Genomic DNA, 12,316 nt, shown 5'->3' with positions numbered 1-12,316 from the left:
TATGAAAGCGTCTGTATTGCACCCCGATGAGGCCAGAGAAAGCCTCGGTTTTTTTGAAAGAATTGCAGTTGGTGTCTCGAACTGGTCGGAGCGCTGGTTTCCCGACTCTTACATATTCGCAGCCATTGCCGTGGTGCTGGTCGCGCTGGGCTCGCTCGCCACCGGTGCTTCGGTGAAGTCCGTCGCGGGCGCATTCGGAGACGGCTACTGGAGCCTGATCCCGTTCACGATGCAGATGGCGCTGGTGGCGATTTCCGGCTATGTCGTGGCGGTCTCCCCGCCCGCCTCGGCATTGATCGAGAAACTGGCTGCGCTGCCAAAATCGGCGCGTGCGGCGGTGACCTTCGTCGCCTTCATCAGCATGGGGCTGTCACTGTTCAACTGGGCGATCAGCCTGATTTTCAGCGGACTGCTGGTGCGCGCGATTGCCCGCCGCACAGACCTGGCCATGGACTATCGCGCTGCCAGTGCCGCGGCGTATCTGGGCATGGGCGCCACGTGGGCGCTGGGGCTGAGTTCGGCGGCGGCGCAACTGCAGGCCAACCCCGCCAGCCTGCCCAAGTCTCTGCTGGATATCACCGGCGTCATCCCGTTCTCGCAAACCATCTTCCTCTGGCAGTCGATGACCATGGCGGCGGCGTTGATCGTGGTGTCATTGCTGGTGGCCTGGTTCTCCACGCCGACCGGCAACCGCGCACGCACGGCTCAGGACATGGGCGTCGACCTCAGCGTGATCGATGAAGCCGCCGAAGGTCAACGGCGGCCCGGCGAATGGCTGGAGTACAGTCCGGTGCTCACCTTGTTGCTGGTGGCACTGGGAGCGATATGGCTGTTCAACGAGTTCTCGACCAAGGATCCGATTTTCGCGATCTCATCGCTGAACACCTACAACTTTCTGTTCCTGATGCTGGGCATGCTGCTGAACTGGCGCCCCAAGCGCTTTCTCAATGCCATCGCCAAGTCAGTGCCTTCGGTCGCGGGGGTGCTCATTCAATTCCCGTTATACGGGGCCATTGCGTTCATGATGACCAAGGCACAAGGCGTCGATGGCGTGACCTTGTCGCACCACATCGCTTCGCTGTTCGTGGCCATTGCCGACAGCGACAGTTTCGCGGTGGTCATGGGCATCTACTCGGCGGTACTCGGTTTCCTGATTCCTTCCGGCGGTGGCAAGTGGATCATCGAGGCGCCGTATGTGATGCAAGCGGCCAATGAGTTGCACGTCAACCTGGGCTGGGCGGTGCAGGTCTATAACGCGGCCGAGGCGCTGCCCAACCTGATCAACCCGTTCTGGATGCTGCCGTTGCTGGGTGTTCTGGGCATCAAGGCGCGGGACGTGGTGGGCTTCACCTTCACTCAACTGCTGGTGCATACCCCGCTGGTGCTGCTGATGCTCTGGGCGTTCTCCATGACACTGGCGTACGCACCGCCGATGATGCCGACGCCTTGAAAGGCCCTGAACAGGCGGCCCGGCATCGTCTGCCGGCGCCGCCGTGGGCCCTGTTCAGCTGAACGTCACCGCCTTCATCGGTTGCACGTTCACTTTCAGCTCGAAGACATCCGGCCGCGCGTAGTGACCGCAGACATCGAAGTCCTGGTTGCCCTTGCTCAGTTGGCTCATGTCCAGGTCTGCATACAGTTCGGTCTCGCAATCGTAGCTGGGGCCGGCCAGCACTTCACCCAGCGGGCTGACGATCAGGCTGCCGCCGCGCATGATGTAGTCGTCGGCCTTGAAATCGAGGCTGAAGGCCGCCTGGTGCGCCTCGGAGTAGGCTTCGAGCTTGATCGCCTGGCACGCCGACAAGACGAACACGCGGCCTTCGAGGGCAATGTGGACCATCGAGCTGGGCCATGACGGTCGGTCGTCGGCGGTCGGCGCGCAGTACAGCTGCACGCCTTGGGCGTACATCGCCTGGCGCAAGGCGGGCATGTAGTTTTCCCAGCAGATGACGCTGCCCAGCACCCCCAGCTCTGTAGGCACGGCGTCGATCGTCGAACCATCGCCGAACCCCCAGATGATGCGCTCCTGCCCGGTCGGCATCAGCTTGCGGTGGTAGCCCGCGATGCCCTGACCGGGAACCAAGGTGACGGCCGTGCAATACAACGTCCGGCCAAAGCGCTCGATGATGCCGACCACGCAGATCACGCCGGTCTCGTCGACGCCGGCGGCCAGCGTGCGCAACTCCTGACCGTCGAGGGTCACCGCGCCCTGGACGTAGTCGTGATACTGCTGACGCCCGGCCAGGCTGCGGTTGCCCACCACGCTGCCAAAGCCTGTTCCCTTGGGATAACCACCGATGAACGCCTCGGGAAAGACCGCCAGCCGGGCACCCTGCCCGGCCACACGGCGCAGGATGTCGCACGCTTTGTCGACGCTGGCTGCCGCGTCATCGGGAATCGAGGCTGCCTGGATAACTGCCACTCGCATGGTATCGCTCCTAGTATTGGGTGATGTCTTTGTCTTTGGTTTCGGGAAGGGTGCGCCACAGCACCAGCAGGCAGATCAGCGAGACCGCCGCCAGATAACCCGCCGGCAGGTCCGGGTTGCCGAACTCGCGAACCAGCGCCGCGGCGATGAACGGACCAGGGCCGGCCAGGATGGCCAGCGCCAGGTTGTGCCCCAATGCCGCGCCGGTGGAGCGGATGGACGCTGGAAAAACCTCCACCAGCAGCACCACGTCCATCACGGCGGTGACGGCCACCAGCACGCCCAGCAATGTCAGCCCGAAGACGATCGCCACCAGGTTGCCGGTGTTGAGCAACAGAAAGATCGGATACGCCAGCACCGTCAGCCCGGCGGCAGCGCCCAGCAACAAACGGCGGCGGCCCCACGCATCGCTCAGCCGGCCGATCAGCGGATGCGCCACGCAGTACAGGACCAGCGACACGCTGCACAACCACAGCGCCGTGCTCTTGGGCAGGCCAACCGTGGTCACCAGGTGGTTGTTGGCGTACGTGATGAAGAAGTACAGCGACACGCCGAACAGAGCAGAGAACGCAAACGTGGTGATGAACGCCTGACGCTTCACCGCCGCGCCAGGCGCCTGCACCCTGTTGGTGCCGCGCTCGCGAACCATCTTTTCGTAGACCGGCGTATCGCCCAGCTTGCGGCGGATGTACACCGCCAGAGCGGTCATCACGATCGATGCGACAAACGGCAGGCGCCAGCCCCAGGCGCTCAGTTGTGCATCGCTCAGCACGTTCGACAGCACCGCCGCAGTGAACGTACCGAACAGGAACGCGCACCCTGCGGTTCCGGTGATCACGCTTGCCGCCGTGGCGCGGCGGTGGGCGGGCGCGCTTTCGACGATGTAGATGCCGGCGCTCGACCATTCTCCGCCGACCATCATGCCCTGCACGAAACGCAGCGCAATCAGCAGCGCAGGTGCCAGGATCCCGATGGCGTCATAGGTGGGCAGCAGCCCGATCAGCGTGGTGCAGATGCCCATGCCGAACACGGTAATGATCAGCACCGCGCGACGTCCCAGGCGATCGCCGATCGGCCCCAGGATCAGCGCCCCGAACGGTCGGGAAATGAACCCCACCGCGAACACTGCCAGCGATGACAGCAGTGACACGCCCGGGGCACTGGAGGGAAAGAACAGCGTGCCGATGATGGCGGCGAAGTAGCCGTAAATGGCGAAATCAAACCACTCCATGAAGTTGCCGATCCCCACGGCAACCGCGCGTTTGCGCATGTCCACTTCGGCGCTGGAATGAATCTTGCTCCGCCCTGATGATTCTTGTGTCGTGTCCAATGCTCGTTCCCCATCGCTGTGCAGTTGATGGAAAACAGACTAGAAACGATGAAGCCCGCCTGACAAACGATTAGAAAAGATGAGCCGGATTAACGTACGTAATATCGCTCGCATCGACATGAACCTGCTGCTCACGTTTCACTGCCTGATGACCGAGCGCAGTGCAACGCGGGCCTCGACCGTGCTGCATGTCACGCAGGGTGCGGTCAGCTCGGCGCTCAAGCGTCTGCGCGAGCATTTCGACGACGAACTGTTCCTGCGCACCGCATCAGGCATGCAGCCCACGCGCAAGGCGATGTTATTGGCGCCGAGGATCACCGAAGCGTTGACGTCGATCTCGGGACTGCTCGCCGGGGAGCTGGAATTCTGCCCCGCGCAGTCGCACCACGTGTTCAATATCGGTTTGTCCGATGACATCGAAAGCTACCTGGCGCCCTTGCTGGTCAGTGCAGCGGCGCAGGACGGTCTGGGCGTCAGTTTCGCGTTTCACCAGACCAACAGCACGCTCTGGAAAACCTCACTCCAGGATACCGACATGGACCTGGTGATCTGCTGCGAACCGAAGGACTTCAATACGCGCTTCTCATCGCAGGTGCTGTTTTCCTCGTCTTATTCCTGCCTGTTCCGGCCACGGCCGGACGCCGCCGACAGCCTGAGCATCGACGACTATTTCAACGCCGACCACGTGCGGATCTCGTATGACGGACGTCGGGGCTTCATCGACGATATCTTCGAAAGCGCCGGCTACGCACGCAAAGTCATTGCTTCGTTCAGCCACTTCTCGGGCGCGCTGTCGACCCTCGCGTCCAGTGGCGCCATCGCCACCCTGCCGACCTTCGCCGCCACTGCCTACGCCACGATGATCGGGCTCAAGGTCAGCCCGGTCCCGCTCCCCGTGCCCTCGTATCGCTGCTTCATGGTCTGGGACAACGCGCGACACACCGACGCCCATCACCTGTGGCTGCGGCATTTCATTGGCGAGGTGATTCAGCGTGCAGAGCAAGGCGGCAACGCCATAACGCGGCTGAGTCCGGCAGACGAGGTGGTGCTCCAGTCTGCGTGAACCATCACGCCCGGCCATCGGGTGAGGAGTGTCGGATGCACAATGGTCGGGGCTATGCCAGCATCCGCTCCGCGAGCAAGCCTGCAGCCACCAACACCATCGCGGTCGCTGAAGCGCGACTGACCCCTCTGGCTGCCGATGGCCTCGCGCGAAGAACGCGCTGCGCACCGAACCCGACGATGAGATAGATCACCGAGCAGCTCGCCATGTGAATGAGCCCGAGTACGATCATCTGAAATGGAACAGGCAACGTGGCCGAGGGTTGGGTGAATTGCGGCAGTAACGCCAGGAAAAGCAGGAACACCTTTGGATTGAGTCCGCTCACGCACATGCCTTTGATCCACCAGCGCGACCCGTTTGCAGAACCGCTTTGAGTAACCGCCTGGGGGACGGCAGGATGGCGAAACAGGTTCACACCCATCCACAGCAGATAAAGCGCCCCGACCACCGTGAGCACTGACAGAACGCCCGGAGTCCTTGCCACCACGCCACCGACACCTGCGGCAACCACCAGTATCGCGATCAGATGCCCGCACAGCATTCCGCTCACGGCGGGTAGGACTTTGCGTTCCTGCATGCCCGCCGAGATTGCATAGGCCCAGTCCACCCCCGGCGTTATCACGAACAGAAAAGAAACGGCCCAGAACGCGGCGAGCGCATCAATCATCATCGGTTTTGTCATCCTTCTTCATTGGCCCTGCTGCGCAGGAGTGGGTGCCAGTGGATCAAGTCTTGGCCGCCGCTATCGCTGAGAAGGATAAAGAAATGCTGTTAGGATTATCTTCCGGTTATTTCACTCACGAGCGCCAATTCGGGAAGGTTTTATCTAATGGATCGATTTGACAGGAAGATTCTTGCGGAGCTTCAGCGGGATGGTCGTCAGTCCCTGACCGAGCTTGCCGATCGCGTAGGTCTGAGCCTGTCTCCCTGTCACCGGCGCGTTCGAGCCCTGGAAGACGCTGGCGTCATCCTGGGTTACCGCGCGCGCCTGTCACCCGACGAATTGGGGCTGCGGTTTTCCGCCATTGTGTTCGTCACGTTGCGTGAAGGGCATCAGCAGGCCGTCGCGGCGTTCGAGACGGCCTTGCCGCAGATCCCGGAAGTCGTCGAGGCGCAGCGTCTGTTCGGCGATCCCGACTACCTGCTACATATCGTCACGACGGACTTGCCCGCCTTTCAGAAGCTCTACGACGACTCGCTCTCATGCCTGCCGAACGTGCAGCGCCTGACGTCGACGTTGGTGATGAAGCGCATCATCGAGGATCGTCCGCTGCCGATCTCGCTGGACTGAATCCTTACCTTCGTCGGATCAAGCGAGCGCGTTCAGTGCTGAGCCAGGCGTGCGGCGCTGATCAGGCCGTCCAGCCAGTCCTGATGCCCGTTGATCATGGGATTGGGTCGGGTCCTGGCGAGGGTTTCAGCAGGCTTACCCCTTTGAGTTTCTTGCGTGAGGATCCGCACACGCCCGAAAGGCAGGTCTTCAATCAGCCAGGCATGGTGAACATCAAGCCGGGTATCACCGTCGCCCGCCCAGCCGTGCCAGGCAATCCGGCCAGGCTCACTGGACGCAGGCGCCACGTATTCAACGCACTGCGCTTGAACCGGGAAGCCGAACGTCTCGAAGTAAAAGTGCACGCCGTGTTGCAGATCCGGTCCGGCGTGCTCATGAAAACGGACGTTCGCCGAATTCGCGTAGTAACTCGGCCACCGGTGGGCCTGGCTCAGCAGCGGCCAGACCTGTGCAGCCGTCAGACCTGCGGCAATGATTTCATTGGAGACGAAGTTTTCAGTGAAGCCGGGGAGGAAATCTTGCGGCCAGTGGATCTCGTTCATGGATGACTCGGCAGATATTGATGGATTGCAGCCATGATCGGTGTACGCTTGAAATAACGCCAATCGCGATCTCTTATCCAGGCCATCATGAATTCTGATATCAGAAATCTCGACCTCAATCTGCTCAAAGCCCTCGACGCCCTGCTCGACGAGCGCAGCGTCACCCGCGCCGCGGACCGGCTGTCGCTGACTCAGCCAGCGGTCAGCGGCATGCTCAACAGGCTGCGTGAGAGCTTCGACGATCCCCTTTTCGTGCGCGCCCAGCGCGGCATCGTACCGACCTTACGCGCCGAACAACTGGCGACCCCCGTCAAACAACTTCTGGCTGACATCGAGGGCCTGCTCCAACCTCAAGCGTTCGAGCCTTGCGCAGCCAGTCTGACCGTCAAACTGGCATCGACCGACTACGCCCTTCGAGCGGTGGTGGTGCCATTCATGAGTGCGTTGCGACAACGCGCGCCGAATATCCGCGTTTCCATCGAGCCGGTGGACGACGCGCGCCTTGCATCACAGATGGACCGGGGCGATATCGACCTTGCGCTGCTCACCCCGCAGACCACCCCGACAGGACTTCATGGCGCGCCGCTGTTCGACGAGCATTACGTCTGTGCAATGCGGGCCGACCATCCCGATGCAGTGGCTGGCCACCTTTCTCTGGACCGTTTCTGCGCGCTGGATCACGTCCTGGTTTCAACGGTAGGGGGAGGCTTTCGCGGGGTGACGGACGATGCGCTGGAGAAGGTCGGCCGGACGCGACGAGTCATCACATCCGTGACCAGTTTTCTGATCCTCCCGGACCTGCTGATGACCAGCGATCTGATCGCCGTTGTCCCCCGCCGTCTGACGCTGCACCGAACTGACCTGGCAGTGATGGAGCCCCCTCTGGACATCCCGGGCTTCAGCAAAAATCTGGTCTGGCATGAAAGAACACACCGCGACGCCGCGCATCAGTGGATCCGCTCACTCATGATCGAGACAGCCGGCATCGTTTGACCGGGCAGTCGTCGCGAAGACCTTCACAAACACCGTACCTTTTCGAAAGGTGTTTTATATACACTGCCGCTTTTGTCCCGCCGGGGAGCGCCCAATGTCATCGAAGGTCATTTCCAGGTCACCCGAGCCATCGGCCTCACTGGAAAGCCGCATCCGCAGCCGCTACGAGCAGATGTCGGCGGTGGAGCAGAAACTGTCAGATGTCATTCTGGCGTCCCCTGGCCAGCTCGCCATGCAGACCGCGACCGAACTTGCGATCAGCGCCGGCGTATCGAAAGCGACGACGACCCGGTTTTTCCGGGCGCTGGGCTATGACTCCTACGATGCAGCGCGACGTGAAGCGCGCAAAGCCAGCAGCGGCGGCTCCCCTCTCTATCTGCAGCACCTGAACGACGCCGACCACGATCCTCAGGCGCTGGTGCAGCATCATCTGGATCAGGAAATCGCCAATCTGGCGAAAACCTACGAATCGCTCTCCCACACCGATCTTGCCCACATGACCCAGGCCATCGCCAAGGCGCGGCGGGTGGTCCTCATCGGTTTTCGTCACAGCCAGACCATCGCCGTGATGTTTCGCAGCAATCTGATTCAGGTGCGTGGCGACATTCTCTTGTTGCCCGCTCCCGGCGACAGCCTCGCCGAATACCTGGCAGGACTGGACGAGCGCGACGTGGCGATCTGCATCGGACTGCGCCGACGCGTGCCGCAACTGGAAGGCGCCATGGCGGTGATGGCGGGATTGGGCGTGCAGATTCTGTACATCTCTGACGTGCTCACCGGCAGGCCGGCGAAGCTTGCGCGTTGGGTCATCCGCTGCCACACCGAAGGCAGCCTGATGTTCGACAGCAACGCCAGTGTCGCCGGCATCACCAATCTGATCTGCTCGCTGGTCGGCAAGGAGCTGGCAGGCGAGAAATCCACCCATCTCGCCCAGGCCGAAGTGCTCCACCAGAAACTGGAAGAGCTGGAATAAGCCACCGTTCAGGTAATGGCCCGATAATAGCGCAACGTCGCACCAACCCGGAGCAGGCCGCACGCGAGCTCCGCAGAACTGTTTCAGCCTAAGAAACATATGTTTCTTAAAATATTCCTCTGAAACCCTTGTTTCTACTGGGCCGGCGATTTTATTCGGGCCGCCACGCCGATGCTGGCACAGAATCTGCGGTACCCCTTGGGTCTACCCATCACCCAAGGGCGCCATCATGAAAAAAACGTTCTCCGGATTTTCACTCGTTCTGGCCGCAATGACGCTGGGCGTCGGCCTGCACGCCTCCACGTCACTGGCCGACACACTGGATGACGTGAAGGCACGCGGCACGCTGGTCGTGGCCATCGATCCGACTTTCGCCCCGTACGAATACACCGACGACAGCGGCGCGATCACCGGCTACACCCCGGCCATCATGGCGCAGGTCGCCAAGACCCTCGGCGTCAAGGTCGAGTACCAGAAGATGGCGTTCAGCGGGATCATCCCGGCGCTGATTTCGGGTTCGGTAGACGCCGAAGGCTCATCGCTCAACGTCACCGCCGAGCGCGCCGGCAAAGTGCTGTTCGTGGCCCCGTTCGGCAAAAGCGTGAACGCTGTGATGACCCGCGCGGACGACAAGCGCATCGATCCCACCGGCCTGAAAGTGGACAGCCTCGCTGGCCTGAGCGCCGCCGTGAAGACTACCTCCGCGCCGGAGCAACTGGTCAAGCAGTTCAACGTCGAGCTGAAATCCAAGGGCCTGGCCCCCATCAAGATCGTCGGCGTAGACAGCGTCGACCAGACCCTCTCGGCACTGATGACTCGACGCGCCGACTTCATCCTCGACGACATTACCGTTCTCGGCAGCCTGCTCAAGCAGCACCCGGACAACCTGCGTCAGGTCGGCGAACTGGGCGCCAGTCAGTGGATCAGCTGGGCGACCCGCAAGGACGACACACGCCTGAACAAGGTCATCAGCGATCAGATCATCGCGATGCAGAGCTCGGGGGAACTGCAGAAATTGCAGCAGCAATACCTGGGCGTGACCTTCGATCTGCCCTCCCACGATTTCATCCCTGCCAAGTGAGAACGTCCATGTCTTCGCCAACCACCCACGTTCATGTCCCTGCCGGGCATGGCCGAACTTTCGAAGTACGCCGCGGCCAGTTCATTACCGTGATCGATCGTGACGGCCAGCAGGCAGCCGACTTCGTCGCCATCGTCAACGGTCAGGCCGACGAATACCTGTCGCCTACACACACCCGCCGGCGTCTGGACTCACTGTTTTTCAGCGTCGGCGACTGCCTGTACTCCAATGCCGACGAGGCGTTGCTTCACGTGCTGCACGACACGGTCGGCGTGCACGACGCCAATGTCCCGGCCTGCGATTGCACACGTTTCAGCGTCGATTTCGGCGTGGACGGGCACCGCAACTGCCTGGACAACATGCACGAAGGCCTGTGTGAGTACGGCGTGTCAGCGGTCAACGTGCCCGAGCCGTTCAACCTGTTTCAGAACGGCCCGGTGACGGCCGACTGCCGGATGCAAGTCACTGACCCGATCAGCAAGGCAGGCGATCGCATCGTGTTCCGCGCCCTGAAAGATCTGGTGTGCGCGGTGTCGTCATGCCCGCAGGACATCATCCCCGGCAACGGCCTGCTGGTGACGCCCATCGATATCGTCATCTCCGATGATCAGCCGCCATTCGCCTGACAGACTTTCAAGGAGTACCCCATGCTGTTAATGAAAGACGCCACCGAAACCCGCGCGCCGTTGCCCCTGCAAACGGTCAGCGTCGCAGCGGGCACTGCCGGTTCGATCCTGGTCAAGCGCGGGCAACTGCTGCGCATCACGGCGCTGAACGACGGCGCCGTCGCGAGCCTGTTCGGCTTCAGCGAAACCGAGCCAGACGTGCATCTGTCGGTGCACCACACGCGCGTGTTCAGCAATTCCTACGTGCTGGGCGCGGGCATGCGCATGGTCAATAACCGTCGTCGCCCGGTGATGGTGCTGGGCAAGGACAGCGTCGGTCGCCACGACCTGCTGCTGCCAGCCTCGACGACGTCGTTCCTCGCCGCCAACGGTTATGCCGGGCAAACGGGCTGCGTCGAAGCGCTGCAAGGTGAGCTTCGCCGTCTGGGCCGTGAGCAGCCCAAGCTTCCGGATCCGATCAACCTGTTCATGCACGTGCAGCTGGATCAGCAAGGTACGCTGTCGCCACAGCCCAATACGGTCAAGGCCGGTGACTCGGTCACCTGCCGCGTGGTGCTGGACACGCTCTTCGTGGTGTCCACGTGCTGCACCGGCATCGTGGGCAACGACATCCCCGGCGCGGTTGAACTGTCGGTGGCCGAAGACCTCAGCGACTTTGCGGTTTAATCGATGATCTCAAGCGCACAAATGCTCAATGCCCTGCCGGATCTGGGCCGAGGCCTGTGGGTGACACTCGAACTCACGGTGCTGGCGGCCGTCACCAGTTTTGTCATGGGTCACGTCATCTGGTGGTTGCGCGGGCGGTCTCTGCCACTGTGGCGCGGCATCGGGCATTTGTACGTCAGCCTGATGCGCGGCGTGCCCTCCATCGTGCAGCTGTTCATCGTGTTTTTCTCGCTGCCACTGATCGGTCTGGGAGGCAAACCGCTGCTGGCGGCAGTGCTGGCAATCGGTCTGAACAGCGCGGCCTATGTCGCCGAGATTCTGCGTGCCAATTACCGCACCCTGCCCCATGGCCAGACCGAAGCCTCCCACGCGCTCGGGCTGTCGAACTTCCAGGTGTGGTGGTACGTGTCGGCGCCGCAGGCGTTACGCAGCAGCCTGCCGGCGCTGGTCAACGAATTCACCCTGGTGGTCAAGACCACACCGCTGGCCTCGGTGGTCGCGGTCACTGAGCTGACGTACGCCGGACAACTGGTGATCGCCCGCACCTACCAGGCCACTCCGGTACTGGCGCTGGTGGTGGCCGGTTACCTGCTGATCTGCTGGCCGACGCTGAAAGTGGCGCGCCGCCTTGAAAGGCGCTTCAACCGCGCAAGGAGCCATTGATGGATTGGTCGGCGATTCTCGACAACGCTCCGGACCTCGGCGCCGGGCTGTTGATCACCCTGCGCCTGAGCCTGGTGTCGGCCTGCACGGCGCTTGCCCTGGGCGCCTTGTTGGCGTGGGCACTGCAAAAAGGCAGTCCCTGGCTGCGCGCGACGGTGCGCGCCTACATCGACTTCGTGCTCGGTTTGCCGATTCTGGTGCTGATCTATCTGTTGTTTTTCATCCTGCCCGAATACGGCGTCACGCTGAGCTCTCCCGCGGTCGGCGTGACCGCGCTGACGCTGTATTACGGCCCGTACATGGGCGAGGTCCTGCGCGCAGCATTCGGCGGCATCGCCCGGGGGCAATACGAAGCCAGCGCGGCGCTGGGCCTGAGTCCCCTGGAAACCCTGCGCCACGTGCTGCTCAGGCAAGCGTTGCCGGTGGCATTGCCACCCTCGGTGGGTCTGCTCATCGGCCTGGTCAAGGACACCGCGCTGCTGTCGGTGGTCGGCGTGGAAGAGTTCATGTATGCCGCCAAGCAGGCCATTTCCACCAGTTATGCCCCGCTCGAAATCTATCTGGTGGTCGCCATTGCCTACTGGCTGATCACCCTGTTGCTCGACACCGCGGCCGGCGCCCTCGAGCGTCGCCTCATCCGCCATCGTGCGGCCTGACCCA

Annotated in this window: 14 protein-coding genes; 10 read left to right on the top strand and 4 right to left on the bottom strand. The window is 62.2% G+C overall.

From position 1 onward, the window contains the following. The first annotated feature begins 1 nt into the window (after position 1). The gene (locus QRN36_RS14470) at positions 2-1,450 is read left to right on the top strand and encodes a short-chain fatty acid transporter (protein ID WP_285424663.1); all 1,449 of its coding nucleotides are present in this window, start codon (positions 2-4) and stop codon (positions 1,448-1,450) included. A 54-nt stretch (positions 1,451-1,504) separates the two neighbouring features. Here QRN36_RS14470 and QRN36_RS14465 read toward each other — a convergent pair whose 3' ends face one another. Continuing rightward, on the bottom strand, positions 1,505-2,428 hold the full coding sequence (locus QRN36_RS14465; protein WP_285424662.1) for a carbon-nitrogen hydrolase family protein: 924 nt from the start codon (positions 2,426-2,428) through the stop codon (positions 1,505-1,507). Positions 2,429-2,438: 10 nt separating this feature from the next. Beyond that, positions 2,439-3,758: an MFS transporter gene (locus QRN36_RS14460; protein WP_285424661.1), complete on the bottom strand. Its 1,320-nt coding sequence runs from the start codon at positions 3,756-3,758 to the stop codon at positions 2,439-2,441. A 79-nt stretch (positions 3,759-3,837) separates the two neighbouring features. Between QRN36_RS14460 and QRN36_RS14455 the strand changes: the two genes are divergently transcribed. Then, positions 3,838-4,821, top strand: a complete 984-nt coding sequence (locus QRN36_RS14455; protein ID WP_285424660.1) for a LysR substrate-binding domain-containing protein — start codon at positions 3,838-3,840, stop codon at positions 4,819-4,821. A 52-nt stretch (positions 4,822-4,873) separates the two neighbouring features. Here the strand turns inward: QRN36_RS14455 and QRN36_RS14450 are convergent, their stop codons facing one another. Continuing rightward, complete coding sequence (locus QRN36_RS14450) at positions 4,874-5,491, bottom strand: LysE family translocator (protein WP_285424812.1); 618 nt, start codon at positions 5,489-5,491, stop codon at positions 4,874-4,876. Between the two features lie 159 nt (positions 5,492-5,650). On the opposite strand from QRN36_RS14450, the gene QRN36_RS14445 reads away from it, so the two are divergent. Then, complete coding sequence (locus QRN36_RS14445) at positions 5,651-6,112, top strand: Lrp/AsnC family transcriptional regulator (RefSeq protein WP_285424659.1); 462 nt, start codon at positions 5,651-5,653, stop codon at positions 6,110-6,112. Between the two features lie 32 nt (positions 6,113-6,144). On the opposite strand, the gene QRN36_RS14440 is transcribed toward QRN36_RS14445, so the two are convergent. Continuing rightward, complete coding sequence (locus QRN36_RS14440; protein WP_285424658.1) at positions 6,145-6,654, bottom strand: SRPBCC domain-containing protein; 510 nt, start codon at positions 6,652-6,654, stop codon at positions 6,145-6,147. Positions 6,655-6,741: 87 nt separating this feature from the next. Here QRN36_RS14440 and QRN36_RS14435 point away from each other — a divergent pair, with 87 nt between their 5' ends. From QRN36_RS14435 to QRN36_RS14405, 7 genes are all read left to right on the top strand, one after another. Next, positions 6,742-7,647 (top strand): LysR family transcriptional regulator, encoded by a 906-nt coding sequence (locus tag QRN36_RS14435; RefSeq protein ID WP_285424657.1) that lies wholly within the window; start codon positions 6,742-6,744, stop codon positions 7,645-7,647. Positions 7,648-7,741: 94 nt separating this feature from the next. After that, a complete protein-coding gene (locus QRN36_RS14430) occupies positions 7,742-8,620 on the top strand; it encodes a MurR/RpiR family transcriptional regulator (protein ID WP_285424656.1) in 879 nt (292 codons plus the stop codon). A gap of 229 nt (positions 8,621-8,849) precedes the next feature. Next, complete coding sequence (locus QRN36_RS14425) at positions 8,850-9,701, top strand: transporter substrate-binding domain-containing protein (RefSeq protein WP_285424655.1); 852 nt, start codon at positions 8,850-8,852, stop codon at positions 9,699-9,701. An 8-nt stretch (positions 9,702-9,709) separates the two neighbouring features. Continuing rightward, positions 9,710-10,327: an urea carboxylase-associated family protein gene (locus tag QRN36_RS14420; protein WP_285424654.1), complete on the top strand. Its 618-nt coding sequence runs from the start codon at positions 9,710-9,712 to the stop codon at positions 10,325-10,327. 21 nt (positions 10,328-10,348) lie between these two features. Further along, the gene (locus QRN36_RS14415) at positions 10,349-10,993 is read left to right on the top strand and encodes a DUF1989 domain-containing protein (RefSeq protein WP_285424653.1); all 645 of its coding nucleotides are present in this window, start codon (positions 10,349-10,351) and stop codon (positions 10,991-10,993) included. A 3-nt stretch (positions 10,994-10,996) separates the two neighbouring features. Continuing rightward, the gene (locus tag QRN36_RS14410) at positions 10,997-11,656 is read left to right on the top strand and encodes an amino acid ABC transporter permease (protein ID WP_285424652.1); all 660 of its coding nucleotides are present in this window, start codon (positions 10,997-10,999) and stop codon (positions 11,654-11,656) included. Continuing rightward, complete coding sequence (locus QRN36_RS14405) at positions 11,656-12,312, top strand: amino acid ABC transporter permease (protein ID WP_285424651.1); 657 nt, start codon at positions 11,656-11,658, stop codon at positions 12,310-12,312. The genes QRN36_RS14410 and QRN36_RS14405 overlap by 1 nt, the downstream gene beginning before the upstream one ends. The last annotated feature ends 4 nt before the right edge of the window (positions 12,313-12,316 follow it).

This window comes from Pseudomonas sp. efr-133-TYG-103a (assembly GCF_030209235.1).
In the GTDB taxonomy this organism is placed as follows: domain Bacteria; phylum Pseudomonadota; class Gammaproteobacteria; order Pseudomonadales; family Pseudomonadaceae; genus Aquipseudomonas.
Note: the sequence above shows the minus strand (reverse complement) of the source record. Positions and strands in the feature narration are given on the sequence as shown.

Bases quoted from the DNA above. Each gene is read 5' to 3' on its own strand.
- QRN36_RS14465 (WP_285424662.1), bottom strand. From the start codon at position 2,428: ATGCGAGTGGCAGTTATCCAGGCAGCCTCGATTCCCGATGACGCGGCA.
- QRN36_RS14425 (WP_285424655.1), top strand. From the start codon at position 8,850: ATGAAAAAAACGTTCTCCGGATTTTCACTCGTTCTGGCCGCAATGACG.
- QRN36_RS14445 (WP_285424659.1), top strand. From the start codon at position 5,651: ATGGATCGATTTGACAGGAAGATTCTTGCGGAGCTTCAGCGGGATGGT.
- QRN36_RS14470 (WP_285424663.1), top strand. From the start codon at position 2: ATGAAAGCGTCTGTATTGCACCCCGATGAGGCCAGAGAAAGCCTCGGT.
- QRN36_RS14420 (WP_285424654.1), top strand. From the start codon at position 9,710: ATGTCTTCGCCAACCACCCACGTTCATGTCCCTGCCGGGCATGGCCGA.
- QRN36_RS14415 (WP_285424653.1), top strand. From the start codon at position 10,349: ATGCTGTTAATGAAAGACGCCACCGAAACCCGCGCGCCGTTGCCCCTG.
- QRN36_RS14430 (WP_285424656.1), top strand. From the start codon at position 7,742: ATGTCATCGAAGGTCATTTCCAGGTCACCCGAGCCATCGGCCTCACTG.
- QRN36_RS14455 (WP_285424660.1), top strand. From the start codon at position 3,838: ATGAGCCGGATTAACGTACGTAATATCGCTCGCATCGACATGAACCTG.
- QRN36_RS14440 (WP_285424658.1), bottom strand. From the start codon at position 6,654: ATGAACGAGATCCACTGGCCGCAAGATTTCCTCCCCGGCTTCACTGAA.
- QRN36_RS14405 (WP_285424651.1), top strand. From the start codon at position 11,656: ATGGATTGGTCGGCGATTCTCGACAACGCTCCGGACCTCGGCGCCGGG.
- QRN36_RS14450 (WP_285424812.1), bottom strand. From the start codon at position 5,491: ATGATGATTGATGCGCTCGCCGCGTTCTGGGCCGTTTCTTTTCTGTTC.
- QRN36_RS14435 (WP_285424657.1), top strand. From the start codon at position 6,742: ATGAATTCTGATATCAGAAATCTCGACCTCAATCTGCTCAAAGCCCTC.
- QRN36_RS14410 (WP_285424652.1), top strand. From the start codon at position 10,997: ATGATCTCAAGCGCACAAATGCTCAATGCCCTGCCGGATCTGGGCCGA.